Origin of the sequence: Rhodococcus sp. UNC23MFCrub1.1 (genome assembly GCF_000686025.1) — a bacterium.
Classification (GTDB): domain Bacteria; phylum Actinomycetota; class Actinomycetes; order Mycobacteriales; family Mycobacteriaceae; genus Rhodococcoides.
The window spans coordinates 470,657-496,488 of record NZ_JMLQ01000003.1; the positions used below are offsets into that span (position 1 = coordinate 470,657).

Sequence of the window (25,832 nt, forward strand, 5' to 3'; positions counted from 1 at the left end):
ATCGGGTACGAAGCACCCGTCACGCGCGCGGCGCGTTGGCGGTGCCCGTTCCGTACAGCGTGAGCAGCGAGGGCCGGGCCCGGTAGTCGAAGGCCCGGCCCTCGCCCGCCACCTCCCCGTCCACCGCCACCGCGACCGTGGTCTGCAGGTTGCGCACCGAGACCGCCGGCACCCGCAGATGGCGGTAGGTGGGCGACGTGCCGAGAGTCCCGGTCATCGCGGCGAGTGCGAGGCGGGTACGCGAGAGCCGCATGTGCGCGCGCAGGAACCGCACGTCCAGCACACCGCTCGCGATCGACGGCCGCGACATGGGCACCTGATCGCCCGGCGTGTAGGTGCCGTTGCCGACGAACATCATCCACACCGAGTCGCGGCGCCCGTCGATCTCCACGTGCATCGGCTCGGCCACCGCCAGGACGGCCACCATCGCGGCCGCGGCCGCGGGCCACTTCCCGATGCGTGAGCTCCACTTGTCCCGCAGCCGAACCGAATCCGGGTAGCCCCCGATGCTGGCGGTGTTGACGAAGAGGATCTCCTCACCGCCGTCGATGCTCACACCGCCGAGATCAACCCGGCTGGACGCGCCGCGAGTGACGGCGTCCGCGGTGACCGACACCTCGACCGCGCCGACGTCCCGTGCGAAGTGGTTCAGCGTGCCGCCGGGGAACACCGCGAGAGGAAGCCCCGTCCGCACCGCGGCCGCGACGGCAGCGGCCACCGTGCCGTCGCCTCCGCAGACTCCGAGCGCGAGCACGTCCGATCCTGCGGCGCGGACGAACTGGGCGGTGAAGTCGTCGTCGGCGTCCGGCTCGAGGAACCGCGCCCTCGGCAGGGCCTTCGCCACATCGGCCACGACCTCCGAATTGTGGGTGCCTGCGCCCGGATTGACCAGCACGAGCATTCCCTCACCCTCGTGCAGGGCGGGCGCCAGCCCCGCGGGGCCCAACTCGGCCGACTCGGTGGAGCGCACGGCCCACCAGCGGCGGGTCGACAGCGCGACCGCGACCCCGAGCGCCGCGCCCACCACCACGTCGGACGGCCAGTGCACACCGACGTGCACTCGCGAGTACGCGACGGTCGCGGCCAGCGGGGCGACGAGGAGACCGGCGAGCGGAGCCTCGAGCGCCACGCCCGTCGCGAACGCCGCGGCGGAGGCGGCGTGACCGGACGGGAACGACGAGGAAACGGGCGGGGTCATGATCCGCCGGAGCGCGGGGACCGACGCGGCCGGTGGACGATCGCGGGGGAGCAGCGGCTTGAGCACCCCGTTCGCGAGCGAGCTGGCACCCACGACCGCGAGCATGCCGCGTACGGCACCTCGTCGTCGGGGGCCGCCGGACGCGGCGAGCGCCGACGCCACGATCGCCCACAGAACGCTGTGATCGGCGAGCCCGGTGAGCGTGCGCAGCGCCGGGTCCAACCCCGACGGTCGCGACGCGAAACTGGCCTTCACCAGCGCCAGATCGACGGAACGGGTACGGCCGCGCAGCGATCGGGGATTCACCTGCGCCACACTACGGCTGCCACGGGCTCGGGTAGCCGATGCCGCGGTCGATGCCGTTGTACTGTCGAAGTGTGCAGCGACGAATCATGGGGATCGAGACCGAGTTCGGTGTGACGTGCACGTTCCACGGGCACCGTCGACTCAGCCCGGACGAGGTGGCCCGGTATCTGTTCCGGCGTGTCGTGTCGTGGGGACGCAGCTCCAACGTGTTCCTGCGCAACGGTGCGCGGCTCTACCTGGACGTCGGCTCCCATCCCGAGTACGCCACTGCCGAGTGCGACAGCCTTCTGCAGCTGGTCACGCACGACCGCGCCGGCGAGCGTGTTCTCGAGGACCTGCTCATCGACGCCGAGCAGCGTCTCGTCGAGGAGGGCATCGGCGGCGACATCTACCTGTTCAAGAACAACACCGACTCCGCGGGCAACTCCTACGGCTGCCACGAGAACTACCTCGTGGTGCGCGCCGGCGAGTTCTCCCGCATCTCCGACGTGCTGTTGCCGTTCCTAGTCACCCGCCAGCTCATCTGCGGCGCGGGCAAGATCCTGCAGACGCCGAAGGCCGCCACGTTCTGCCTCTCGCAGCGCGCCGAGCACATCTGGGAGGGCGTGTCGTCCGCGACCACCCGCTCACGGCCCATCATCAACACGCGTGACGAACCGCATGCCGACGCCGAGAAGTACCGTCGTCTGCACGTCATCGTCGGCGACTCCAACATGGCCGAGCCGACGACCATGCTCAAGGTCGGCACCGCAGCGCTCGTCCTGGAGATGATCGAGGCGGGCGTCTCGTTCCGAGACTTCGCCCTGGACAACCCGATTCGCGCCATCCGCGAGGTGTCCCACGACTCGACGGGGCGGCGCCCCGTCCGTCTCGCGGGGGGACGCCAGGCCAGTGCACTCGAGATCCAGCGCGAGTACCACGCCCGCGCCGTCGAGCACCTGCGCAACCGCGAGCCGGACGCGCAGATCGAGCAGGTCGTCGACCTGTGGGGCCGCACCCTCGACGCCGTCGAGGCGCAGGACTTCGCCAAGGTGGACACCGAGATCGACTGGGTGATCAAGCGCAAGCTGTTCGATCGCTATCAGGACAGGTACTCGATGGATCTGTCCGACCCGAAGATCGCCCAGCTGGACCTGGCCTATCACGACATCAAGCGCGGCCGCGGTGTCTTCGACGTGCTGCAGCGCAAGGGACTGGTCAAGCGCGTCACCGAGGACGACCAGATCGACGAGGCGGTGAACACGCCGCCGCAGACGACACGCGCGAAGCTGCGTGGCGAGTTCATCAGCGCCGCACAGGAGGCGGGACGCGACTTCACCGTCGACTGGGTGCATCTCAAGCTCAACGACCAGGCTCAGCGCACGGTGCTGTGCAAGGACCCGTTCCGCTCGGTCGACGAGCGCGTGGAGCGCCTGATCGCGTCGATGTAGAGGCCGACGGTCCTCCTTCTCCACAGGAGTCCCGTCCTCCCCACCCCGGCGATGCGCACGGGTGGGGAGATGCTCAGCCACTAGGCTGGGTCGGTGGCGATCTCCAAAGTCGAGCGGTTGATGAACCTCGTCATTTGCCTGCTCTCGACACGGCAGTACCTGACCGCCGAGCGCATCCGCGAGTCCGTCGCCGGATACGAGGACTCGGCGAGCGACGAGGCCTTCAGTCGCATGTTCGAGCGCGACAAGAACGAGCTGCGTGATCTCGGCGTCCCGCTCGAGACCGGTCAGATCTCGCGCTTCTCGACTGTCGAGGGGTACCGCATCAATCGCGATCGGTACGAACTCCCCGATGTCGACCTGGCCAGCGACGAAGCCGCTGCGGTCGCCGTGGCCGTCCAACTCTGGGAGTCGCCCGAGCTCACCTCCGCCGCTCAGAGCGCGATGTTGAAGTTGCGCGCCGCGGGCGTGCAGGTGGACACCGAGAACTCGCCGGCCGCCGTGACCGCCGTTCCGTCCCGCAGTCGAGGTTCCGAGCCCGCGCTGGGCAAGCTGCTCGCTGCTATCGACGCCGGCCGGTCCGTGCGGTTCTCGCACCGTTCCACCCCGGCCGCCCCCTTCCGGGAGCGCACCGTCGAGCCGTGGGGAGTGGTCACCCACTCCGGACGCTGGTACCTCGTCGGGCACGACACCGAGCGCGACGCCGTCCGTACCTTCCGCCTGTCACGGATCGGGGACGACGTCGTGGCCTTCGGACCGGCGGGATCGGTGCGCAAGCCCGACGACGTCGATCTCGGTGTCATCGTGGCCCGCGCCGCCGCGAGCGGTGACGTGGCGGGCAGCGCCGACGTCTGGGTGTCGGAGGGACGCGGACTCGAGCTGCGCCGTCTCGGCACCGCGGTGGAGACACGTGATCTCGTGGGGCGACGCGGTTCCGTGGTCCGCATCCCGGTGCGGTCGTGGGAGTGGATCGCCCGGGTGGTCGCCGGCCACGGCGCCGACGCGATCGTGCTGTCGCCGACCGAACTCCGCGACATCGTCGTCGGCACCCTGTCCGTGAGCGCGCACCGCGCGCCGACCGACGCCATCTCGCCCGGGAGCAGCTCATGAGCGTTCGCCTGTCCTCGCGGCTGGCCCGGCTGCTCAACCTCGTGCCGTACTTCATCGCCAATCCGGGTATCAGCGCGGCCGACGCCGCGGCCGAGCTCGGGGTCACGACCAAACAGCTGATGGACGACCTGAACCAGCTGTGGATGTGCGGACTGCCCGGATACGGTCCGGGCGATCTCATCGATCTGTCGTTCTCCGAGGACAGCATCGAGGTCACGTTCTCCGCCGGTATCGACAGGCCGCTGCGTCTGACGTCGACGGAAGCGACCGCGCTGCTCATCGCGCTGCGGTCACTCGTCGAGATGCCCGGCATGGTGGACCCGTCCGCGGCGTACCGCGCCATCGCGAAGATCGAGGCCGCGGCGGGTGTCGCGGCGGCCGAGGGGCCGGACGACACGCCCGAGCCGCAGGAGAGTCCCAGTGTCACGACCGTCCGTGGGGCGCTCGCCCGCGGTCGCGCGCTGCACATCACCTACTACTCGGCATCGCGGGACGTGGTGTCCGAACGCACCGTCGATCCGTTGCGCATCGTCCTCGTCGACGATCAGAGCTACCTGCAGGCCTGGTGCCGCGACGCGGAGGGCGTGCGGCTGTTCCGGCTGGACCGCATCGATGCCGCGACCGAGCTGGACGAGCCGTCCGCACCGCCCGAGCAGGCCCGGACCGGTGGGGACGCACTCGATCTCTTCCACGACGATCCGTCGCTGCCGCTCGCACGGCTCGTCGTCGCACCCGACCACGTGTGGATTCTGGACTACTACCCCATGACGCAGACCGCTGCGCACGACGACGGCTCGATCGAGGTCTCGATGCGATTCGCGACGCTCGACTGGATGAGCCGTCTGGCGCTGGGTCTGGGGTCGGGAGTGCGGGTGCTCGGACCGCCCGCACTGGTTCGTGAGGTCACCGCTCGGTCGCGCGACGCCCTCGACGTCTATCGCGCCGTCTCGGGAGCGTGACCGGCCCATCTCGAGTCGTCCGGACATGCAGGACTCGTCCGGTGAACTCTCGGCGAACGGTCGGTACGCGGGTCCACCGGACACCGGGTGGGAGCCCTCGGGTCCGGTAGCATCGAATCCACCGAAACTGGGAGGTTTTCATGGGTGCGTTACAACCCTGGCACTGGATCGTCCTGATCGTCGTGCTCGTACTGCTGTTCGGATCGAAGAAGCTGCCCGAGGCCGCACGTGGCCTGGGACGCTCGATGCGCATCTTCAAGAGTGAAGTGCAGGAGATGCAGAACGACGGCAAGAAGCCGGACACCACCACGAACACGGCGCCGGCACCGCAGTCGCAGTTGCCGTCCCCGAACACGGTCACCCCGACCGTCGCGTCGACCGAACCGACGCACGAGCAGCACCCGCGCTCGGCCTGACACTCGCAGGCACCACGGTCGGGGCGATGTCGCCTCGGCCGTTTCGTGGGTGGTGACCGAGGTTCGCGCCCGCTGCGGCGTGCGCACCTCGGCACCCGTCACCGCGAACCACAGTCTTCAGTCCAGGCACCGCAGTCGACAGGCGAAGAGTCACCGTGCGCATACCGTTCGATCCGCGACAGCGCAGGCGTCGCGTCAATCCCGACGGCACCATGTCGTTGGTGGAGCATCTCTACGAGCTCCGCACGCGTCTGCTGTGGTCGATGCTGGCCATCGTCCTCACCACGATCGTGGGGTTCTTCTGGTACTCGCACTCGCTGCTGGGCATCGAGTCGCTCGGTGACCTGCTCCGCGGGCCGTACTGCTCGCTCCCGTCCGAGAGTCGCGCCGAGCTCACCGACGACGGCACGTGTCGGCTGCTCGCCACCGGACCGTTCGAGCAGTTCATGCTCCGGTTCAAGGTGGCCATCACCGCGGGCGTCGTGCTCGCCTGCCCCATCTGGCTCTATCAGGTGTGGGCGTTCATCACGCCCGGCCTCTACCGCCAGGAACGGCGCTACGCCATCTCGTTCGTCACGGCGGCGGCCGTGCTCTTCGTCTCCGGCGCCGTCCTCGCCTACATCGTCGTCGCGAAGGCCCTGCACTTCCTGCTGACCATCGGCGACAACGTCCAGGTCACCGCTCTCAGTGGCGCCGAGTACTTCGGCTTCGTCATCAACCTGCTCGTCATCTTCGGCGTCAGCTTCGAGATCCCGCTTTTGATCGTCGCGCTCAACGCTGTCGGCGTCCTGAAGTACGAGAAGCTCCGCGGCTGGCGTCGCGGGCTCATCTTCGCGATGTTCGCCTTCGCCGCCGTCGTCACGCCCGGCGGTGACCCCTTCTCGATGACCGCGCTGGCGCTCGCGCTGAGCATCCTCGTCGAGTTCGCCATCCAGATCGCGCGCGTCAACGATCGACGGCGCGCACGGCGCGAGACCGAGGAGTGGGGGAACGTCTCCGACGACGAGGCGTCGCCTCTCGACACCTCCGCCGCCCCGGTCGGCAGGCCCGTCCCGGTGCGTCACGACGCCGAGGCCGACTACTCCGACACTCTCTGAGCTGCCCACGCTGTCTGAGTGACCCCCATCGGCGGACACCCTCTAATCTGGAGTCGTGGCCAATCACAGCGGGCAGCAGAACACCGGCGACATCCGGACTCGACTCGTGGACGGGCCGAAGCTGACGGAGTTCGCGGCGTCGCTTCCGTTCCCGCTCGATCCCTTCCAGATCCGCGCCTGCTCGGCCCTCGAGGACGGGCACGGCGTGCTGGTGTGCGCGCCGACCGGAGCCGGCAAGACCGTCGTCGGCGAGTTCGCCGTCCACCTCGCACTCACCAGCGGCGCGAAGTGTTTCTACACCACCCCCATCAAGGCACTGAGCAACCAGAAGTACGCCGAGCTCGTCGCGCGCTACGGCAAGGGCTACGTCGGCCTGCTGACCGGTGACCAGAGCATCAATTCGGACGCACCGATCGTCATCATGACCACCGAGGTGCTCCGCAACATGCTGTACGCGGAATCGCCTGCGCTGCGCGGACTCTCGCACGTGGTGATGGACGAGGTGCACTACCTCGCCGACCGGTTCCGCGGCGCCGTGTGGGAGGAGGTCATCCTGCACCTGTCCGAGGACGTCCGGCTCGTCAGCCTGTCGGCGACGGTGAGCAACGCCGAGGAGTTCGGCGCCTGGATGGAGACGGTGCGTGGCAACACCACCGTCGTCGTCGACGAGACCCGCCCGGTTCCGCTGTGGCAGCACATCCTCGTCGGTCGCCGCCTGTTCGACCTCTTCGACGCCGAGGCGAACAACGGTGCTCCGGGCGGCGTGGTCGTGGACAAGAACCTCGTCCGGTACGTCAAGGAACGAGTGCAGGCCGAGCGCATGGGCGCCTGGGAGGCCCCACGCGGCCGTGGCCCGCGGTCGGGTCGGTCCGGTGGCCGCCCCGGCCGGCCGGAATCTCGTCCGATCCCGCGGCCCGACGTCATCAAGCTCCTCGACGAGGAGGGGTTGCTTCCCGCCATCACGTTCATCTTCAGCCGCGCCGGGTGCGACGGCGCCGTCGATCAGTGTCTTCGATCGGGACTGCGGCTGACCTCCGAGGAGCAGGCGCGCGAGATCACCGAGGTCGTCGAGCGCCACACCGCCGAGATCCCGCGCAGCGACCTCGAGGTGCTCGGCTACTGGGAGTGGCGCGACGCCCTCGAGCGGGGCATCGCCGCGCATCACGCAGGGATGCTGCCGGTGTTCCGGCACACGGTCGAGGAGCTGTTCGTCCGCGGTCTGGTCCGCGCGGTCTTCGCGACGGAGACCCTCGCCCTCGGCATCAACATGCCGGCGCGGACGGTGGTGCTCGAGCGCCTCGTGAAGTTCAACGGTGAGGCGCACGCCAACCTGTCGGCGGGGGAGTACACGCAACTCACCGGCCGCGCCGGTCGTCGCGGTATCGACGTCGAGGGTCATGCGGTGGTGCTGTGGCAGTCGGGTGTCGAGCCGACGGAGGTGGCCGGGTTGGCCTCCACCCGTACGTTCCCCCTGCGGAGTTCGTTCCGCCCGTCGTACAACATGGCGGTGAACCTGGTCGACCGGATGGGTGTCGACGCGTCCCGGATGCTGCTCGAACGGTCGTTCGCGCAGTACCAGGCCGATGCGTCCGTCGTCGGGTTGGTGCGCGGTATCGAGAAGAACGCCGTGGCTCGGCGCGAGTTGCTCGGCAAGTTGGGCGGCGAGGACTCGCCCTACGTCGAGTACACCGCCCTGCGCGCGCGCCTCAAGGAGCGCGAACGCGAGCTCGAGCGTCAGGGCCGCACGGATCGTCGCAACGATGCCGTCACGTCGCTGGTGTCGCTGCGGCGCGGCGACGTCATCTCCATCCCGTCCGGTCGACGCTCGGGACTGGCTGTCGTCCTGGAGACCGACGCGAACTCGGTGGACCCGCGGCCGCTGGTGCTCACCGAGGACAAGTGGGCGGGGCGCGTGTCGTCGGCGGACTTCCCCACACAGGTGTCGGCTCTCGGCCACATGCGCCTTCCCCGCCACGTCGATCACCGCACGGCGCAGACCCGTCGGGACCTGGCGTCCGCGCTCCGTGGAACGGGAATCAGCGCGCCGGGACGCGGTCGGCGCCGGCAGTCGTCGGCAGGCGACGATCGCGAGCTCGGAGTGCTGCGCCGCGCCGTCCGCTCGCATCCGTGCCACACCTGGCCGGATCGTGAGCATCTCGCCCGGCTGGCCGAGAAGTACAGCCGGCTCGAACGTGACACCGATGCGATGAAGCAGAAGGTCGCCGCGACCACCAACTCGTTGGCCCGTACCTTCGATCGCATCCTGGCGCTGCTCACCGAGCGCGGCTATCTGGCCGCCGGTCCTGACGGCGAGGTCGCGGTCACCGACCGTGGAGCCAAGCTCGGACGTCTGTACTCGGAGTCGGACCTGCTGGTCGCGGAGTGCCTCGCCGAGGGAATCTGGCGAGGCCTCGGGCCGGCCGAGCTCGCCGCCGTGGTCTCGACCGTCGTGTACGAGTCGCGCCAGGAGGGTGAGAGCGCGGAGCAGGGTCCGACCGGGAACATCCGACACGCGTTGACCCGCACCGTCGCCGCGTGGCACGAGCTCCGCGCGGACGAGATCCGACTGAAGCTGCCTCCGACGCGGGAACCCGACACCGGGTTCGCGGTGGCCGTCTACAAGTGGGCTCGCAAGGAGTCGCTCGAGGACGTGCTGTTCGCCGCGGGTCAGCACGGCCGCGCCCTGTCCGGCGGGGACTTCGTACGGTGGTGCCGCCAGGTCATCGATCTGCTCGACCAGATCCGCTCGGCGTCCCCCGACGACGAGGTCACCGCGACCGCCACGAAGGCGATCTCGGCGATACGGCGCGGAGTCGTCGCCGTCGATGCCGCATGATGGTCTCCACAGTCACAGCAGTCACCACAGGCACCCACCGGAGGCGATGATGAGCGGCCCGTACAACCCCGACGACCGTTCCTCGGCCGGTGAGGACACGCCCACCAGCCAGTACCCGAGCGGACAGCAGCCGGGCCACGACCAGCAGGCCTACGGTCAACAGCCCTACGGTCAGCAGCCCTACGGTCAGCAGCCCTATGGTCAACAGCCCTATGGTCAGCAGCCGGGCTACGACCAGCAGGCCTACGGTCAGCAACCCCAGTACGGGCAGCAGCCTTACGGCCAGCAGCCCCAGTACGGCCAACAGCCTTATGGCCAGCAGCCCCAGTACGGCCAGCAGCCTTACGGCCAACAGCCCTACGGCCAGCAGCCCCAGTACGGCCAGCAGCCCTACGGACAGCCGGGTTACCCGCAGGGCAACCAGCAGTGGAACGCCGCGCCGGCGCAGAAGCAGTCGAAGGTGCCGTTCATCGTGGGCGGCGTCGTCATCGCCGCGATCGTCGTGGCGGGTGGGATCTACGCGGCCACGTCGCTGGGCGGCGACACCCTGGACAACTCCGCGGTGCAGAGCGGGGTGGCCAAGATCGTGACGGAGTCCTACGGCGCGATCGACGTCTCCGCGGTGTCCTGCCCGTCGGGCCAGAAGGTGGAGGCGAACACGACCTTCTCCTGCGACCTGACGGTGGACGGTGAGGCGCGCTCGGTGACGGTGACCGTCAAGGACGACCAGGGCACCTACGAGGTCGGCCGGCCCCAGTAGCTCACCGCGCCATCGCGGTGAGAAGGCGGCCGACGGAGTTCTGCACGCCGAGTTCTTCGGCGAGCGCCGCGAGGCGTTCCGGATCGACGGGCTCGTGCGGCAGCACGTCGGGGCGCGACCAGATGATGTCCGCATCGGTCACCACCCGTACCACCGGGAGTGCAGCGTCGATGTAGTCGCGGGAGCTCTGGATCTTCGCGCGCACCCCGGCCGACATCTCGGGGTCGCCCGAGTCGGCAGCGGCGAGCAACGCCTCGAGGGAGCCGAACTTCTGCATGAGGGACGCCGCGGTCTTCTCCCCGACGCCCTTCACCCCGGGCAGTCCGTCGGACGAATCACCGCGCAGCAGTGCGAGTTCCGCGTAGCCCGGCCCGGGTCGGTCCGCGGGCACCCCGTACTTCTCGGCCACTTCTGCCGGGCCGAACAGCTCGGCTTTCGCCAGTCCGCGTCCCGCGTAGAGCACACGCACCGGAACCGGATCGTCGGAGACGACCTGCAACAGGTCGCGGTCTCCGCTGACCACCACCACGGTGCCGTCGCGCTCGGTGGCGGCGAGGGTTCCCAACACGTCGTCCGCCTCGAGACCCTCCGCTCCGGCCGTCGCGATGCCCGCGGCCTCGAGGATCTCCAGGATCAGGTTCACCTGCGGACCCAGTGCGTCGGGTGCCTCCTCCGCGTCCGGGCCCGCAGCGGACTCGGTGAGCACCCGATGCGCCTTGTAGGACGGCACCAGATCGACCCGGAAGGTGGGACGCCAGTCGAGGTCGAGGCAGACGGCCAGTCGGGACGCACCCGTCCGCGTGATGAGGGACGCGACCATGTCGGTGAAACCACGCACCGCGTTCACCGGCCGACCGTCGGGCGCCGTGATCGATTCGGGCAACGCGTGGAAGGCCCGGAACCACAGGCTCGCCGCATCGAGGAGAAGTACCGTGTCTCTGCTCTCGGCCGTCATGCGCCACATCCTGCCGCATGTGGGCGGCACCGGAGTCGATAGCCTGGCGTCATGACGTCTCGGTTTCCCTCCTCCGTGTATCGCACCCGCCTCGACCGAGCGGCGGCTCTCGCTGCCGAGGCCGGTCTCGACGCGCTGCTGATCACGCCCGGACCCGACCTGCGCTATCTACTCGGCTCGCGCGCCGAGTCGTTCGAGCGTCTGACCTGCCTCGTCGTCCCGGCGGACGGCACGCCCGCGTCGGTGGTGGTGCCTCGCATCGAACTGGCGGCGTTGAAGGACTCGGCCGCGGCCGACCTGGGAATCGAGCTGCGGGACTGGGTCGACGGCGTGAATCCGCATCAGGCAGTCGCGGCGCTGCTTCCCGGCCCGGCCCGGACCGCTGTCACCGACGCCATGCCCGCCCTGCATCTCGTTCCGCTGACCGAGGCGCTCGGCGCGATGCCCGTCCTGGCGACGGCGGTCCTGCGCGAGCTCCGGATGACCAAGGACGACGCGGAGATCGGCGCGTTGCGCACGGCGGGCGCCGCCATCGACCGCGTCCACGCGCGCATGGGCGAGTTCCTCGCGGCCGGGCGCACCGAAGCGCAGGTCGCTGCCGACATCTCGGCCGCGATCCTCGAGGAGGGACACACCGAGGCGGCGTTCGTCATCGTCGGCTCGGGCCCGCACGGCGCCGACCCGCACCACGAGGTGTCCGAGCGCGTGATCGAGGAGGGCGACGTCGTCGTCATCGACATCGGTGGCCCCGTCGAGCCGGGCTACAACTCGGACTCCACCCGGACCTACAGCATCGGCGAGCCGTCGGACTCGGTCGCTGCGACCGTGGCGGTCCTCGAGCGCGCGCAGCAGGCAGCCGTCGATGCAGTCCGTCCCGGAGTCACCGCGGAGTCGATCGACGCCGCCGCACGCGACATCCTGGTCGACGCCGGCTACGGCGACGTCTTTGTGCACCGCACCGGGCACGGCATCGGCCTCTCGGTGCACGAGGAGCCGTACATCGTGGCGGGCAACGACATTCCGCTCGAGGTGGGGATGGCGTTCAGCATCGAGCCGGGGGTGTACTTCACCGGCGAGTGGGGCGCCCGCATCGAGGACATCGTCATCGTGACTCCGGAGGGCTGCGAGTCGGTCAACACGCGGCCGCACGGCCTGACCGTGCTTCCGGTGCGATGAGCCTCGATCTCCTCGCCACACTGCGACGCGAGGGCGACCGCCTCGCGTCGATGCCTGTCGAGGCGCTGACGGCGCCGGTACCCACCGTGCCGGGATGGACGCTCGAGCACGTGGTCCGACACACGGGCAAGGTCCACCGGTGGGCGAACGCGGTGATCCTGGCGGGCCCGGGTGCGGACACGGGCGCGGTGGCGAAGCAGCAGGTCGAATCGTTACCCAAGGGCCCGGACAGTCTCCCCGCGTACCGCTCGTCGCTGGAGGCGATGGTCGCCACGTTCGAGTCGACGGATCCCGAGGCGGTCGTGGAGACGTTCGTCGGCGCGCGCACGGCCGCGTGGTGGCTCCGACGGCAGGCACACGAGGTCGCCGTGCACCGCATCGACGCCGCCGACGCCGTCCGCGCCGCCGGGGGAGTGGCGCCCGAGGCGCTCGATCCCGACGCCGCCGCGGACGCCGTGGCCGAGCTGACCGAGGTGCAGTATCCGCACCGACTGCTCCTCGACCGCCTGACGCCCGAGTCGATCGGGCGCACCGTGCACGTGCACGGAACGGACGTGGACGACCTGGAGTGGACGTTCACGCTCGGGGCCGACGTCCTCGCCAGTGCGCGCGGGCACGGGAAAGCCGATGTGGCACTGCGGGGTACGGCAGAGCACCTGCTGCTGGTGCTCTGCCGTCGTCGACCACTCGACGTGCTCACCGTCTTCGGTGACACTTCGGTCGCGGAGTCACTGCTCGACGCGTCCCGCTTCTGACGTCACTCGAGGAAGTCGAGCAGCGCCGTGTTGACCTCCTGGTAGTGGGTCCACAGGAGACCGTGGGGCGCGCCCTCCACCTCGACGTAGGTGGCCTCGGGGAAGGCGTCGTGGAACGGGCGACCCGTCGAATCGATCGGCAGGATGTTGTCCGCGGTGCCGTGCAGGATCAGCGTGGGCTTGCCCGACTCGCGAACGGTGCGGACGTCGTCGCGGAAGTCGGTGAGCCACGTCGGAACCACCGCGTACGCGGCGATCGGCGCACTCGCCGCCGCGACATTCCAGCTGTTGCGGACGGCGGCCTCGCTGATGCGCGTGCCGAGCGTGTCGTCCAGGTTGTAGAAGTCCTTGTAGAACGCGTCGAACCAGGCGAAGCGGTCTCCGCGTGCGGCGGCTTCGATGCCGTCGAACACCGACTGCGGCACACCCGTCGGGTTGTCGTCGGTCTGCAGGAGGAACGGCTCGAGCGACGCGAGGAAGGCGAATTTCGCCACACGGTCGGTCCCGTATCGCGAGGCATACCGCGCCAGTTCACCGGTACCCATGGAGAATCCGACGAGAATCACGTCGCGCAGATCCAGCGCTTCGAGCACCTCGTTCAGGTCTGAGGCGAAGGTGTCGTAGTCGTACCCGGACGTGGGCTTGCTCGACTGTCCGAAGCCTCGACGGTCGTACGTCACGACGCGGTGGCCGGCGTCGAGCAGAGCCGCGGTCTGGCGCTCCCACGAGTGTCCGTCGAGCGGATATCCGTGAATGAGGACGACGGGCTGTCCACTGCCGTGATCCTCGTAGTAGACGTCGACCGGGGTGCTGTTCTCGTGTCCGACAGTGATGTGTCCCATGGCGTGCGCGACCTTTCGACGGGAATGTCTCTCGTGGAGAACGAGCGTTCTCGCTCGTGTCGGCTACAGTAGAGAACGTTGGTTCTCGCCGCAAGTGCTCATGACGACAGGAGGGTTCGTGGAGACCGATCATCGCGCCAGGATCCTCTCGGCGGCAGACACGCTGTTCTATGCCAAGGGGGTGCAGGCCGTCGGTATGGACGAACTGCGCACCGAGGCGGGCGTTCCGCTCAAACGGCTCTACGCGGAGTTCCCGTCCAAGTCCGCGATCGTCACCGCGGTGCTCGACGGCCGGACGACGATGTGGAACAGCCGCATCGACGAGGCCGAGAGCGCACACGAGTCACCGCGGGACAAGCTGTTGTCTATCTTCGACTTCCTGCACGACTGGTTCCTCGAGGACGACTTCCGCGGGTGCGCGTTCATCAACTCGTTCGGGGAACTCGGCGCCACGATGCCCGCGGTGTCCGATGCCGCGCGCGCCCACAAGCTGACGTTCATCGACCATGTCACGACGCTGGCCGTCGCGGCCGGGGCGTCGCCCACCGTGGGACTGCAGATCGCGCTGTTGGCCGAGGGTGCTCAGACCACCGCGGCCATCACGCGGTCGAGCGAGACCGCGCGGGCGGCCAGGGAGGCCGCCGCCCGATTGCTCAGTCCCGCAACGACTGGGAGCCCATCACCCGGGTGACGGTGATCTCGATGACCACGCGCTCCGCGTTCTCCCGCGGCGTCCGGTAGCGCTGGGCGTAACGGTTCTCCGCATCACGCACGGCGTCGGGTTCGCGCAGGATGCGCGCCGGCCCCTCGAGGGTCAGCCATCGCGCCCCGTCGACCTGAGTCACCGCGCCGTAGCCGCCGCGCTCGGCGTTGCGCACCTTCTGCGATCCGTCCCGCGTGATCACTCGCGCCAGACCTGCCTCCGGATCCCACGTGAATCCCACCGCCACCACGTGCGGTGTGCCGTCCTGACGCTTCGTGGCCAGCGTTGCTAGATGACGCTCGGTGAGGAAGGTTCCGGCGTCGGCGTTCAGCGAGGAGGGGGTGGCGGGCATGACCGCCACGATAATCGAGGACACTGGACGCCGTGACCCACCCACCGGCCGGCCGTGACCTGACCACACCCGACCAGTCGAGCACGGGCATTCTGCTGCTCCTCGGTGGTCGCAGCGACATCGGTCTCGAGATCGCGGAGCGCCTCGCGCGCGGCCGCCACGTCGTCCTCGCCGCCCGGCGGTCCGACGATCTGGTCGCCGAGTCGGACCGAGTGCGCGCGGCCGGCGCGAGTCGGGTGACGATGCTCGAGTTCGACGCCGACGACCTGGCGTCGCACGACGGTCTCGTGACGTCAGTTCTGGCTCACGGGCCGATCGACACGGCGGTCCTGGCCTTCGGCATCCTCGGCGATCAGACGCGCGCCGAGACGGATGCGGCGCACGCGGTGGCCGTCGTCCACACGGACTACGTGGCGCAGGTCAGCATGCTGACACATCTCTCGACGGCGTTGCGCGAGCAGGGATCCGGCCGGCTCGTCGTCTTCTCTTCCGTCGCCGGCGCTCGGGTCCGCAGGGCGAACTACGTCTACGGGTCGGCGAAGGCCGGACTGGACGGATTCGCGTCCGGTCTCGCCGACGCGCTGCACGGGACCGGCGTGCGGTTGCTGCTGATCCGACCGGGTTTCGTCATCGGCCGGATGACCGAGGGGATGTCTCCCGCACCGATGTCGAGCACACCCGGCCAGGTGGCCGACGCGGTGGTCCGCGCGTTGAGCTCGCGGACCGACGTCGTGTGGGTGCCCGGCCGTCTGCGCCTACTCGTCGCCCTGATGCGCGTCCTCCCACGTCCGATCTGGCGCCGGATGCCGCGATGATCGACGTCGTGGGCGTGGGCGCCGACGGGTGGGCCGGGCTGTCGCCGACCTCCCGTGACGCCGTCGAATCCGCGGACGTCCTGTTCGGCTCCGAGCGTCAACTCGACGCGGTGCCGGGCACCGCGGCTCGGCGAATCGCGTGGCCCACCCCGATGCTGCCCGCCCTGACCGGTCTCCTGGACGAGCATGCCGGTACGCGGCGATGCGTGCTCGCGAGCGGTGACCCGATGTTTCACGGGATCGGCGTGACGTTGACGCGGCTCCTCGGTGCTGATGCGGTGCGCGTCCTTCCGCACCCGTCGTCGGCGTCGCTCGCGTGCGCCCGTCTCGGCTGGGCGCTCCACGACGTCGAGGTGGTGTCCCTGGTGAACAGGCCGATCGAGACCGTACTGCCCGCCCTGACACACCGACGCCGCGTCCTCGTGCTCGCCGAGAACGAGAGCACCGCAGCCGAACTCGCGACTCTGCTGCTGAGCCGTGACCTCGGCTCCAGTGCCATGTCCGTGCTCGAGCAACTCGGGGGACCGCGCGAGCGGGTGCGTGCGCTGCCCGTCACCGACTGGGTACACGCGCGCGACGTCGACTCACTGAACGTCGTCGCGCTCGAGGTGCGGGGCCGCACCGTCTCGCGCGCACCCGGACTCGACGACGCGCTCTACGTGGGCGACGGTCAGCTGACCAAACGCGAGGTCAGGGCGCTGACTCTCAGCGCCCTCGCGCCCTCACCGGGTGAACGTCTGTGGGACGTCGGCGGCGGGTCGGGAAGCATCGCGATCGAATGGATGCGCACGCATCCGGCATGTTCCGCGATCGCGTTCGAGCGCGTCGAGTCCAGATCCGCCACCATCCGGACCAATGCTGTCGCCCTGGGCGTTCCGTCGCTCGTCGTCCGCGGCGCGGCACCCGATTCCTTGTCCGGTGCGCCCGAACCCGACGCCGTGTTCGTCGGGGGCGGCGCGACGCAACCCGGAGTGATGGACGCCTGCTGGGACGCCCTGCCCGAGGGTGGGCGGCTGGTGGCCAATGCCGTCACCGCCGAGTCGGAATCGCTACTTCTGCAGTGGTATTCGCAACACGGCGGTCTGCTGCGACGACTGCAGGTGCACCGCGGCGAACCGCTCGGCGGATTCACCGGGTGGCGTCCGCAGATGCCGGTGACGCAGTGGAGCGTCGTGAAGAACGAGAAGGAGACAGCGTGACCGTCAGATTCGTCGGCGCGGGACCCGGTGCAGCCGATCTCGTGACCGTCCGCGCAGCCCGCATCATCGCGTCGAGCCCGGTCTGCCTGTACGCCGGGTCGTTGGTGCCACGCGAACTGCTCGACACGTGCCCGGCAGACGCCCGCGTCGTGAACACCGCTCGCATGACGCTCGACGCGATCGTCGACGAACTCGTCACCGCCTCGCGTGACGGCCTCGACGTCGCCCGCGTGCACTCCGGCGATCCGTCGCTGTACAGCGCCGTCGCCGAGCAGTCGCGACGACTCGACGCGGCGGGCGTGGACTACGAGATCGTGCCGGGTGTTCCGGCGTTCGCCGCGGCTGCGGCCGCGCTGGGTCGCGAACTCACCGTGCCCGGGATCTCGCAGAGCGTGGTGTTGACACGGGTGTCGACGTTGTCGACGGCCATGCCCGACGGCGAGGATCTGCCCACGTTGGCACGGAGCGGGGCGACACTGGTCATTCATCTCGGTGCGCGCCAGATCCACAGCATCACCGAGCAACTCGTGCCGCACTACGGATCCGACTGTCCCGCAGCGGTGGTGGCCTTCGCCAGCCGCGCGGACGAGGTGATCGTGCGGGGCACACTGGCCGATCTCGCGGACGCGACGGTGGCGGCAGGCATCGTCAAGACGGCGGTCGTGGTCGTCGGCCGCGTCTTGTCGGCCGAGGGCTTCCCGGACAGCTTCCTGTACTCGGCGGCCCGGCGACGGCTCGATCACTGACTGTCCGGGGCCGGTAAGGTCGCCCCAATGCATGTTCTGGTTCTCGGTGGCACGTCCGAAGCACGTCAGCTCGCGATCAAGCTGGACGGACTGCACGGCACCACCGTGACCTCCTCGCTCGCCGGCCGAGTGGCCGATCCCGTGCTCCCGGTGGGGGAGGTGCGGATCGGCGGCTTCGGTGGAGTGGACGGTCTGCGCGAGTGGATCACGGAGCACGAGGTGACGCACGTCGTCGACGCCACGCATCCCTACGCCGCGACGATGACGGCGCACGCGGTCGAGGTCTGCACGGCGGCCGACGTGCCGCTGGTGCTGGTGCGTCGCGCGCCGTGGAGCCCGCTGGCCGAGGACGACTGGATCACGGTGCCGTCGATGGAGGCGGCAGCGCAGGCACTCGCCGACCGACCCGCTCTCGCCCGCGTCCTGCTCACCATCGGCCGACAGGGCGTGCACCACTTCGCGTCCCTGGACGACCGGCACTTCATCGTGCGGTGCATCGATCCGCCCGAGGGCGAGGTCCCCGCGCACTCGAGCATTCTGGAGTCACGCGGGCCGTTCGACCTCGAGGGCGAGCGCGAGCTGTTGGACGAGCACCGCATCGACGTGGTGGTGAGCAAGAACAGCGGCGGCAAGCTCACGTCGGCCAAGCTTCAGGCCGCCCGCGAGCGCGGCATCCCCGTCGTCATGGTGGAACGGCCGCCCGTTCAGGATGACGTTCCCGTGGTGCCGACAGCCGACAAGTGCGTGACCTGGTTACTGAAGCGACGCACTCCCCGCGCCGCTCCCGACGCGGCCGATGGGATCGACGGTGTCGTAACGTCGTGACGTGAATACCCGCGGGCCGTCCGCGGTGTGATCGACCGTCGTGGTGGACGCTCCGACGATGAGCAGACAGCGCATGTCGATCGTGGCCGGGTCGAGATCCCCGAGCCGGACGACGGTCACCGATTCCTCGGGTCCCGAGACGTCGCGGCCCACGACGACGGGAGTGTCCGGGCCACGGTGCTCGAGCACGAGCGTCTTCAGCGCCTCCACCTGCCAGGTCCGCGAGCGCGAGGCCGGGTTGTAGACGGCGAACGCCATGTCGGCCGCCGCGATCGCGCGGATGCGGCGCTCGACCACGTCCCACGGCTTGAGGCGATCGGACAGGGACAGAACGGCATAGTCGTGGCCCAGGGGAGCGCCGACGCGGCTCGCGACCGCGTTGGCGGCCGTGACCCCGGGGCAGACGCGCACGGGAACGTGGCGCCATCGGTCCTGCGCCGCCACCTCGAGAACCGCTGCGGCCATGGCGAACACGCCGGGATCGCCGGAGGACACGACGACGACCCGACCGCCGCGAGACGCGAGATCGAGTGCCATCTCGGCCCGTTCCGATTCGACTCGGTTGTCACTCGCGTGTCGACGCTGGCCGGCTCGAACGGGCACCCGGTCGATGTAGGTGGTGTAGCCCACGAGATCGGTGGCGCGGAGCAGCTCGCCGCGCACCTCCGGCGTGGTCCACTCGGCCGAGCCCGGCCCCAATCCGACGACCACCACCTCGCCCGACGCAGCGGGTTCGCCGACCACGTAGGACGGGCTCGAGACCACGGCGATGGAGAAGTACGGAACGTCCGTCGCGTCGTCGGCGGCGAGAACGCGTTCGCCGGTGGTGCTCGCGCGCTCGACGTAGCGGGCGCGGTCGATCATGCCGCTGTCGCGCAAGGCTTCGCGCACAGCGGGATACGTGCGGCCCAGCTTGAGGATCGCGGCAGAGTCGGTGTCCTCGAGTCGCCGCGTGAGTTCAGCGCGGGGCAGGGTCCCCGGCAGGATGGTCAGGACCTCGTCACCCTCGACGAGCGGTTCCCCGACCGCCGCGGACGCCGCACTGACCGACGTGACGCCGGGGATCACCTCGGTGTCGAAGCGGTGCGCGAGACGAACGTGCATGTGCTGATACGAGCTGTAGAACATCGGGTCGCCGGCGGCGAGCAGCGCGACCGATCGCCCGGCCTCGAGGTGCGCCGCCAGACGTTCGGACGCTTCGACGTAGAAGTCCGCGAGCGCGCCGTCGTACCCGCCGGGGTGGTCGGTGCCCTCGGTGGTCACCGGGTAGACCAGGTGTTCCTCGATCTGCCCCTCGCGCAGGTACGGCTCCGCGGTGCGGCGCGAGATGCTCTTGCCGTGCCGGGCGCTGTGGAAGGCGACGACGTCGGCGGCGGTGATGACCCGCGCGGCTTTGACCGTCACCAGCTCCGGATCACCCGGGCCGATACCGACACCCCAGAGCTTGCCGCTCATTCGCGTTCCGTCGCAATGGCATTGACGGCGGCCGCGGCGATGGCGCTGCCACCGCGGCGGCCGAGGACGAGCAGGTGGTCGAGGCCGAGACCGGAGGCGACGAGATCGTCCTTCGACTCCGCGGCGCCGATGAAGCCCACGGGCCCACCCAGGATCGCGGACGGGCGCGGAGCGCCCTGCTGGATCAACTCCATGAGCCGGAACAGTGCGGTGGGTGCGTTGCCGATCGCGACGACGGCGCCGTCGAGGTGGTCGACCCACAGATCTACCGCTGCGGCCGTTCTGGTGGTGCCGCGCTCGCGCGCCATCTCCGGGACGTCCGGTGCGTTGAGGGTGCAGATCACCTCGTTGTCGGCCGGGAGCCGTCGACGGGTGATGCCGGACGCGACCATGGTGGCGTCGCAGAGGATGGGAGCCCCCGCGCGCAGCGCAGCACGGCCCTTCGCCACGACGTCGGCCGTCGACGCGATGGACTGCGCCAGATTCACTTCTCCGCACGCGTGGATCATGCGCACGACGACCTGGGCCACATCGTCGGAGAACGCCGACAGATCGGCTTCCGCTCGGATGGTCGCGAAGGAGCGCCGGTAGATCTCGTCGCCGTCGCGAATGTAGTCGTGCATGGCTCCACGATAGGGAGCGATGACGCGCCGTGGTCGGCCAGGGTCCGGCGCCGCGGCACGGGGGAGAGGCACCACGGATCGACACCGAATCGTAACGATGGGTCTGTTCCGATCGGGCTGCACCGTCCGTAACGTTGCCGAGACGAACGACCGCGGGGTCGTCGACGAGAACGGAGCCGAACCATGTTTCCGAGCGATCTGTTCGACCTCGCCGGCCACTGGCTGGTCGACAACTACGCCTTCCCGGGCCAACAGATACTGGCTATCGGTGCCACGCTGTACTACCTGATCGTGACCGCACCGGGCTCCTGATCGGATGCAGGCGGCTCAGGAGCGCTGGTAACCGCTCTCGGTCGCGACCACGTCGGTGACCTCACCGCGGGGTCGGCCACATCGGCGCTCACACCCGACCCAGTGCTCCCGGCCGTCGCCCACCTCGCCGTTCTCCACGGCGGCGTCGAGATCGGCGCGCACGTCCGAGTGCGACTTCGCGCAGCCGGGAGAGCCGACGCACGAGCTTGCCCGCACCCACGGTGACTCCGCGTCGAAGATCAGGCCCATCGGGGCCAACACACGCACGACCTGCTCGGCGACGCCCTCGTCGAGATCGAGGAGCACGATGCCGCGCCACGGCGTGACGTGGATCGGCTTCTCGACCGCCGCGAGGAAGAGGGCGGTGCGGGCCGGCAGCACGCCGTGGGCGAGTGCGGCACCGAGCGCGACGGTGGCGTCGTCCTGCACGAACCATCCGATCGGCGGCTCCACCGACGTCTCGACGGCAACCCGAGGGTGGTCGCCGACAGCGTGATCGACGTGACCGAGCACAGCCTCCACACCGTTCGGCATCTCCGCGATGCGCCAGTGCCCCTGCCGCTCGCGGCGGAACCCGCGCGCCGCGTCGAGCATCACCGCGACCGCGTCGGCCCGCGGGACCCGGACGCCGCTGTCGGCGCCCGCGAGGATGAGGGCGAAGGAGTCCTCGTCGACGGCGTGGACGCCGATGTCGGCGCCGAAACCCGTCACATCGCCGCGGCCGTCGTCGACCGAGAAGAGCACCCGACCCGGCAGGTCGGCCAGCTCAGGATCACTCGTGAGCGAGGTGTCCAGCGATGACACCAGGTCGCGGACGTCGGCCGTTCCGCCGAGACGACCCGAGAGTGGCGACGCCAGGATGTTGCGGACCCGCTCGTGGGTCTCCGACGGCAGAAGTCCCGCGGCCGCGAGCCGGCCGGCCAGGTCGTCGGGATCGCGTACCGCGCGGAGCTGGATGTTCCCTCGGGAGGTGAGCACCAACTCACCGTCGGACAAGTCTGTCGACGCCGCCGCGAGCACACCCATCTGCTCGGCGCTGAGCGCGCCGCCGGGCAGACGCACCCGAGCCAGCAAGCCGTCCTTCGCCTCGTGCAGTTGGAGCGCCCCGGGGCAGGCGTCCCGTCTGCTCCTGTCCCCGGCATCACTCATGCAGTCCAGGCTACGACGTACGATCATCGCGAAGCACCCCGGAAGCCGGTGAGACTCCGGCGCGGTCGCGCCACTGTGACTCCAGCGTCTCCGGAGAAGTCAGACCTGGGGTGCACACCGACGCCGACGGGGCGCGAAAACCCCAGGGAAGGCTCCACCACCGTGATCTTGCTGCTCTCGACATCCGACACCGACTTGCTGAGCGCACGTGCGTCCGGCGCCGAGTACCGCTGGGCCAACCCGTCCCGCATCCTCGTCGACGCCGATCTGCCGACGCTCATGGACGGTGTCGACCTGGTGGTCGTGCGCATTCTCGGCGGGCGCCGGATGTGGGAGAGCGGTATCGACGCGGTGCTCCGCGGCCCCGTTCCGGTGGTCATGCTGGGCGGCGAGCAGGCTCCTGATGCCGAGCTGATGGAACTGTCGACGGTTCCCGCGAATGTGGCAGCGCAGGCGCACCAGTACCTGGCCGAGGGCGGCGCGGACAACCTCCGCGAGCTGTCGTGGTTCCTGTCGGACACCGTTCTGCTCACCGGCCACGGATTCGAGCCGCCCGCCCATCTCCCCACCTGGGGTGTGCTGCGCACCCGTGCGCCTTTTGCGCATCCAGAGGTACGCGAAAGGCGCACGGGGGCAGAGCCCACGATCGCCGTCCTGTACTACCGAGCCCAGCACCTCGCGGGCAACGTCGACTACATCCATGCCCTGTGCGACGCCATCGAGGCGAAGGGCGCCCGCGCGCTCCCGATCTACTGTGCGTCGCTGCGCAGCGCGGAACCCGAACTGCTCGAGGCGTTGCGCGAAGCCGACTCCATGGTGGTCACCGTGCTCGCGGCCGGCGGAACCCGTCCCGCCAACGTGGGCGCCGGTGGCGACGACGAGGCCTGGGACGTCGCCGAGCTCGCCGCGCTCGACGTGCCGATCCTGCAGGGCCTGTGCCTCACCAGCTCCCGCGCGATGTGGGACGCGAACGACGACGGCATGTCCCCGCTGGACGTCGCGACCCAGGTCGCGGTGCCCGAGTTCGACGGTCGCATCATCACCGTTCCGTTCTCGTTCAAGGAGATCGACTCGGACGGCCTGAGCACGTACGTGCCGGACCACGAGCGGTGCGCACGCGTCGCCGGCATCGCGGTCCGGCATGCTCGACTGCGCCGAATTCCCGCAGCCAACAAGCGCATTGCGCTGATGCTGTCCGCGTACCCGACCAAGCACGCCCGCATCGGCAACGCCGTCGGACTCGACACCCCGGCGTCGGCGATCGGTCTGCTGACGCGGATGCGCGAGTTGGGCTACGACATCGGACCCGTCGACGGTGACGACGCGGTGCCCGGCCTCGCCGCGCAGGACGGCGACGCCCTCATCCACGCGCTCATCGCCGCCGGTGGGCAGGACGCCGACTGGCTCACCGCCGAGCAACTCGAGGGCAACCCCATCCGTATCTCGGCCGCGCGCTACCGACGCTGGTTCGACACGCTGCCAGAGGACCTGCGATCCGGCGTCGTCGAACACTGGGGCGAGGCACCGGGCGAGCTGTACGTCGACCGTTCGGCGGATCCGGAGGGCGAGATCGTCATCGCCGCACTGCGGTTCTCCAACGTCGTCCTCATGGTGCAGCCGCCTCGCGGGTTCGGCGAGAACCCCGTGGCGATCTACCACGATCCGGATCTTCCCCCCAGCCACCACTACCTCGCCGCCTACCGCTGGCTCGCGGCCCCGGAGGAGGACGGCGGTTTCGCCGCGGACGCCGTCGTGCACCTCGGCAAGCACGGCAACCTCGAGTGGTTGCCCGGCAAGACTCTCGGCATGTCCGCCTCGTGCGGCACCGACGCCGCGTTGGGCGATCTTCCACTGATCTACCCGTTCCTGGTCAACGACCCGGGCGAGGGGACACAGGCCAAGCGCCGCGCGCACGCGACTCTCGTCGACCACCTCATCCCGCCGATGGCCCGCGCCGAGAGCTACGGCGACATCACCCGCCTCGAGCAGTTGCTCGACGAGCACTCGAACATCTCGACGCTGGACCCGGCCAAACTGCCGGCGATTCGTCAGCAGATCTGGACGCTCATGACCGCGGCCCAGATGCACAAGGACCTCGGCCTGGAGGAACGCCCCGACGAAGAGGTGTTCGACGACATGCTGCTGCACGTCGACGGCTGGCTGTGCGAGATCAAGGACGTGCAGATTCGCGACGGGCTCCACGTCCTCGGGCAGGCTCCGCGCGGTGAGGCGGAGGTCGACCTCGTGCTTGCCATGCTGCGGGCCCGTCAGATGTGGGGTGGGGAGCGCACCGTTCCGGGTCTGCGGGAAGCGTTGGGTCTCAGCGAGGACGGCGACGAGGCCCGTACGTCGGTCGATGCCGTCGAGGAGCAGGCACGTGGTCTCGTTGCGGCACTGCACCGCGCCGACTGGTCGGTGGACGCCGTCGACGGCATCACCGCGGGACTGCCCGACACCGTCGCCGAGATCCTCCGCTTCGCGGCCACCGAGGTGGTTCCCCGTCTGCGCGGAACCGACCAGGAGATCGACCGTGTACTGCATGCGCTGAACGGCGGATTCATCCCGGCCGGTCCCAGCGGGTCGCCGCTGCGTGGACTCATCAATGTGCTGCCGACCGGCCGCAACTTCTACTCGGTCGATCCCAAGGCGGTGCCGTCGCGTCTCGCGTGGGAGACCGGCCAGGCGATGGCCGAGTCGCTCGTGGCCCGCTACCTGCAGGATCACGGCGAGTACCCGCGCTCTGTCGGGTTGTCGGTGTGGGGGACCAGCGCCATGCGTACCTCGGGTGACGACGTCGCCGAGGTGTTCGCACTGCTCGGCGTGCTGCCCGTGTGGGACGAGGCGTCGCGCCGCGTCACGCACCTCGAACCGATCGCTCTGGACGAGCTGAAACGGCCGCGTATCGACGTGACGGTCCGCATCTCCGGCTTCTTCCGCGACGCGTTCCCGCACGTGCTCGCGATGATGGACGACGCCGTCCGCATGGTCGCGGGCCTGGACGAGACCGACGAGCAGAACTACGTGCGTGCGCACGCACAGGCCGATCTCGCGGAGCACGGCGACGACCGCCGGGCCACCACCCGCATCTTCGGATCCAAGCCCGGCACGTACGGCGCGGGACTGCTGCAGTTGATCGACAGCAAGAGCTGGCGCAGTGACGAGGATCTGGCGCAGGTCTACACGACGTGGGGCGGCTTCGCGTACGGCCGCGGACTGAACGGCGTCCCGGCAGCGGACGACATGCGTTCGTCCTACCGGCGCATCGCGGTGGCGGCGAAGAACACCGACACCCGCGAGCACGACATCGCCGACTCCGACGACTACTTCCAGTACCACGGCGGCATGGTGGCGACCGTGCGTGCGCTCACCGGAACGTCTCCCGAGGCGTACATCGGCGACAGCACCCGCCCGGAATCGGTGCGCACCCGCACGCTGCACGAGGAGACGTCCCGCGTGTTCCGTGCGCGCGTCGTCAACCCGCGCTGGATGGACGCGATGCGGCGGCACGGGTACAAGGGCGCATTCGAGATGGCTGCGACGGTCGACTACCTGTTCGGGTACGACGCCACCACGGGAGTCGTGCAGGACTGGATGTACGAGAAGCTCACGCAGGAGTACGTCCTCGACGAGACCAATCGGAAGTTCATGTCGACGTCCAATCCCTGGGCGCTGCACGGAATCTCCGAGCGACTGCTCGAGGCCGTGGAACGCGGCATGTGGGCGGAACCGGACCCGGCAGTGCTCGCGGACCTCCGTGCGGCCTACCTCGAGAGCGAAGGCGAGCTCGAGGGCGACTGACCGGCCTATCCTGTC

23 protein-coding genes are annotated in these 25,832 nt (G+C 69.6%); 16 read left to right on the forward strand and 7 right to left on the reverse strand.

The window, feature by feature from the left end:
* Positions 1 to 19: 19 nt before the first annotated feature.
* On the reverse strand, positions 20 to 1,504 hold the full coding sequence (locus BR07_RS0110160) for a bifunctional phosphatase PAP2/diacylglycerol kinase family protein (RefSeq protein WP_231476278.1): 1,485 nt from the start codon (positions 1,502 to 1,504) through the stop codon (positions 20 to 22).
* A gap of 71 nt (positions 1,505 to 1,575) precedes the next feature.
* On the opposite strand from BR07_RS0110160, the gene pafA reads away from it, so the two are divergent.
* From pafA to BR07_RS0110195, 7 genes are all read left to right on the forward strand, one after another.
* Positions 1,576 to 2,934: a Pup--protein ligase gene (gene pafA, locus BR07_RS0110165; RefSeq protein ID WP_197027762.1), complete on the forward strand. Its 1,359-nt coding sequence runs from the start codon at positions 1,576 to 1,578 to the stop codon at positions 2,932 to 2,934.
* A 93-nt stretch (positions 2,935 to 3,027) separates the two neighbouring features.
* Positions 3,028 to 4,044 (forward strand): helix-turn-helix transcriptional regulator, encoded by a 1,017-nt coding sequence (locus BR07_RS0110170; RefSeq protein WP_027505362.1) that lies wholly within the window; start codon positions 3,028 to 3,030, stop codon positions 4,042 to 4,044.
* Positions 4,041 to 5,003: a helix-turn-helix transcriptional regulator gene (locus tag BR07_RS0110175; protein ID WP_027505363.1), complete on the forward strand. Its 963-nt coding sequence runs from the start codon at positions 4,041 to 4,043 to the stop codon at positions 5,001 to 5,003. The genes BR07_RS0110170 and BR07_RS0110175 overlap by 4 nt, the downstream gene beginning before the upstream one ends.
* Before the next feature lie 140 nt (positions 5,004 to 5,143).
* Positions 5,144 to 5,419, forward strand: coding sequence for a Sec-independent protein translocase subunit TatA (gene tatA / locus BR07_RS0110180; protein WP_027505364.1), 276 nt, complete (start codon positions 5,144 to 5,146; stop codon positions 5,417 to 5,419).
* A 155-nt stretch (positions 5,420 to 5,574) separates the two neighbouring features.
* A complete protein-coding gene (gene tatC / locus BR07_RS0110185; RefSeq protein WP_027505365.1) occupies positions 5,575 to 6,516 on the forward strand; it encodes a twin-arginine translocase subunit TatC in 942 nt (313 codons plus the stop codon).
* Between the two features lie 106 nt (positions 6,517 to 6,622).
* Entirely contained in the window at positions 6,623 to 9,352 is a 2,730-nt protein-coding gene (locus BR07_RS0110190) for a DEAD/DEAH box helicase (RefSeq protein ID WP_027505366.1), read from the forward strand.
* Positions 9,353 to 9,401: 49 nt separating this feature from the next.
* Positions 9,402 to 10,112 carry a DUF4333 domain-containing protein gene (locus BR07_RS0110195; protein WP_027505367.1) on the forward strand — a complete coding sequence of 237 codons (711 nt, stop codon included), beginning with the start codon at positions 9,402 to 9,404 and terminating at the stop codon, positions 10,110 to 10,112.
* A gap of 1 nt (position 10,113) precedes the next feature.
* Here BR07_RS0110195 and BR07_RS0110200 read toward each other — a convergent pair whose 3' ends face one another.
* Entirely contained in the window at positions 10,114 to 11,076 is a 963-nt protein-coding gene (locus BR07_RS0110200) for a 5'-3' exonuclease (protein ID WP_027505368.1), read from the reverse strand.
* A gap of 42 nt (positions 11,077 to 11,118) precedes the next feature.
* On the opposite strand from BR07_RS0110200, the gene BR07_RS0110205 reads away from it, so the two are divergent.
* Positions 11,119 to 12,243 (forward strand): M24 family metallopeptidase, encoded by a 1,125-nt coding sequence (locus tag BR07_RS0110205; protein ID WP_027505369.1) that lies wholly within the window; start codon positions 11,119 to 11,121, stop codon positions 12,241 to 12,243.
* Positions 12,240 to 12,998, forward strand: a complete 759-nt coding sequence (locus BR07_RS0110210) for a maleylpyruvate isomerase family mycothiol-dependent enzyme (protein WP_051613232.1) — start codon at positions 12,240 to 12,242, stop codon at positions 12,996 to 12,998. The genes BR07_RS0110205 and BR07_RS0110210 overlap by 4 nt, the downstream gene beginning before the upstream one ends.
* A gap of 2 nt (positions 12,999 to 13,000) precedes the next feature.
* Here the strand turns inward: BR07_RS0110210 and BR07_RS0110215 are convergent, their stop codons facing one another.
* Positions 13,001 to 13,840, reverse strand: coding sequence for an alpha/beta fold hydrolase (locus BR07_RS0110215; protein WP_027505371.1), 840 nt, complete (start codon positions 13,838 to 13,840; stop codon positions 13,001 to 13,003).
* 100 nt (positions 13,841 to 13,940) lie between these two features.
* Between BR07_RS0110215 and BR07_RS0110220 the strand changes: the two genes are divergently transcribed.
* On the forward strand, positions 13,941 to 14,531 hold the full coding sequence (locus BR07_RS0110220) for a TetR/AcrR family transcriptional regulator (protein WP_027505372.1): 591 nt from the start codon (positions 13,941 to 13,943) through the stop codon (positions 14,529 to 14,531).
* Here BR07_RS0110220 and BR07_RS0110225 read toward each other — a convergent pair.
* Entirely contained in the window at positions 14,494 to 14,895 is a 402-nt protein-coding gene (locus BR07_RS0110225; RefSeq protein WP_027505373.1) for a PPOX class F420-dependent oxidoreductase, read from the reverse strand. The genes BR07_RS0110220 and BR07_RS0110225 overlap by 38 nt on opposite strands.
* Positions 14,896 to 14,927: 32 nt before the next feature.
* Between BR07_RS0110225 and BR07_RS0110230 the strand changes: the two genes are divergently transcribed.
* From BR07_RS0110230 to BR07_RS24075, 4 genes are read left to right on the forward strand one after another with little or no spacing between them, the layout of a single operon-like run.
* Complete coding sequence (locus tag BR07_RS0110230) at positions 14,928 to 15,710, forward strand: SDR family NAD(P)-dependent oxidoreductase (protein WP_231476279.1); 783 nt, start codon at positions 14,928 to 14,930, stop codon at positions 15,708 to 15,710.
* Positions 15,707 to 16,909, forward strand: coding sequence for a bifunctional cobalt-precorrin-7 (C(5))-methyltransferase/cobalt-precorrin-6B (C(15))-methyltransferase (locus tag BR07_RS0110235; RefSeq protein WP_027505375.1), 1,203 nt, complete (start codon positions 15,707 to 15,709; stop codon positions 16,907 to 16,909). The genes BR07_RS0110230 and BR07_RS0110235 overlap by 4 nt, the downstream gene beginning before the upstream one ends.
* A complete protein-coding gene (cobM, locus tag BR07_RS0110240; RefSeq protein WP_027505376.1) occupies positions 16,906 to 17,655 on the forward strand; it encodes a precorrin-4 C(11)-methyltransferase in 750 nt (249 codons plus the stop codon). Before BR07_RS0110235 ends, cobM begins: the two co-directional genes overlap by 4 nt.
* A gap of 27 nt (positions 17,656 to 17,682) precedes the next feature.
* A complete protein-coding gene (locus BR07_RS24075) occupies positions 17,683 to 18,480 on the forward strand; it encodes a cobalt-precorrin-6A reductase (protein ID WP_051613233.1) in 798 nt (265 codons plus the stop codon).
* On the opposite strand, the gene cobJ is transcribed toward BR07_RS24075, so the two are convergent.
* Positions 18,409 to 19,935: a precorrin-3B C(17)-methyltransferase gene (gene cobJ / locus BR07_RS24080; RefSeq protein WP_051613234.1), complete on the reverse strand. Its 1,527-nt coding sequence runs from the start codon at positions 19,933 to 19,935 to the stop codon at positions 18,409 to 18,411. The two genes, BR07_RS24075 and cobJ, sit on opposite strands and share 72 nt — an antisense overlap.
* Complete coding sequence (locus BR07_RS0110255; protein ID WP_027505377.1) at positions 19,932 to 20,558, reverse strand: precorrin-8X methylmutase; 627 nt, start codon at positions 20,556 to 20,558, stop codon at positions 19,932 to 19,934. Before BR07_RS0110255 ends, cobJ begins: the two co-directional genes overlap by 4 nt.
* 183 nt (positions 20,559 to 20,741) lie before the next feature.
* Between BR07_RS0110255 and BR07_RS27780 the strand changes: the two genes are divergently transcribed.
* Positions 20,742 to 20,870, forward strand: coding sequence for a hypothetical protein (locus BR07_RS27780; protein ID WP_261775611.1), 129 nt, complete (start codon positions 20,742 to 20,744; stop codon positions 20,868 to 20,870).
* 15 nt (positions 20,871 to 20,885) lie between these two features.
* Here BR07_RS27780 and cobG read toward each other — a convergent pair whose 3' ends face one another.
* A complete protein-coding gene (cobG, locus tag BR07_RS0110265; RefSeq protein ID WP_027505378.1) occupies positions 20,886 to 22,019 on the reverse strand; it encodes a precorrin-3B synthase in 1,134 nt (377 codons plus the stop codon).
* Between the two features lie 162 nt (positions 22,020 to 22,181).
* On the opposite strand from cobG, the gene cobN reads away from it, so the two are divergent.
* On the forward strand, positions 22,182 to 25,817 hold the full coding sequence (cobN, locus tag BR07_RS0110270) for a cobaltochelatase subunit CobN (RefSeq protein WP_027505379.1): 3,636 nt from the start codon (positions 22,182 to 22,184) through the stop codon (positions 25,815 to 25,817).
* The last annotated feature ends 15 nt before the right edge of the window (positions 25,818 to 25,832 follow it).

What these genes read in the sequence shown, in the direction of transcription:
- BR07_RS0110255 (WP_027505377.1), bottom strand. Translation starts at nt 20,558, where the DNA reads ATGCACGACTACATTCGCGACGGCGACGAGATCTACCGGCGCTCCTTC.
- cobJ (WP_051613234.1), bottom strand. Translation starts at nt 19,935, where the DNA reads ATGAGCGGCAAGCTCTGGGGTGTCGGTATCGGCCCGGGTGATCCGGAG.
- BR07_RS0110210 (WP_051613232.1), top strand. Translation starts at nt 12,240, where the DNA reads ATGAGCCTCGATCTCCTCGCCACACTGCGACGCGAGGGCGACCGCCTC.
- BR07_RS0110235 (WP_027505375.1), top strand. Translation starts at nt 15,707, where the DNA reads ATGATCGACGTCGTGGGCGTGGGCGCCGACGGGTGGGCCGGGCTGTCG.
- BR07_RS0110225 (WP_027505373.1), bottom strand. Translation starts at nt 14,895, where the DNA reads ATGCCCGCCACCCCCTCCTCGCTGAACGCCGACGCCGGAACCTTCCTC.
- BR07_RS27780 (WP_261775611.1), top strand. Translation starts at nt 20,742, where the DNA reads ATGTTTCCGAGCGATCTGTTCGACCTCGCCGGCCACTGGCTGGTCGAC.
- BR07_RS24075 (WP_051613233.1), top strand. Translation starts at nt 17,683, where the DNA reads ATGCATGTTCTGGTTCTCGGTGGCACGTCCGAAGCACGTCAGCTCGCG.
- cobG (WP_027505378.1), bottom strand. Translation starts at nt 22,019, where the DNA reads ATGAGTGATGCCGGGGACAGGAGCAGACGGGACGCCTGCCCCGGGGCG.
- BR07_RS0110205 (WP_027505369.1), top strand. Translation starts at nt 11,119, where the DNA reads ATGACGTCTCGGTTTCCCTCCTCCGTGTATCGCACCCGCCTCGACCGA.
- BR07_RS0110200 (WP_027505368.1), bottom strand. Translation starts at nt 11,076, where the DNA reads ATGTGGCGCATGACGGCCGAGAGCAGAGACACGGTACTTCTCCTCGAT.
- BR07_RS0110195 (WP_027505367.1), top strand. Translation starts at nt 9,402, where the DNA reads ATGAGCGGCCCGTACAACCCCGACGACCGTTCCTCGGCCGGTGAGGAC.
- tatA (WP_027505364.1), top strand. Translation starts at nt 5,144, where the DNA reads ATGGGTGCGTTACAACCCTGGCACTGGATCGTCCTGATCGTCGTGCTC.
- BR07_RS0110215 (WP_027505371.1), bottom strand. Translation starts at nt 13,840, where the DNA reads ATGGGACACATCACTGTCGGACACGAGAACAGCACCCCGGTCGACGTC.
- BR07_RS0110220 (WP_027505372.1), top strand. Translation starts at nt 13,941, where the DNA reads ATGACGACAGGAGGGTTCGTGGAGACCGATCATCGCGCCAGGATCCTC.
- BR07_RS0110175 (WP_027505363.1), top strand. Translation starts at nt 4,041, where the DNA reads ATGAGCGTTCGCCTGTCCTCGCGGCTGGCCCGGCTGCTCAACCTCGTG.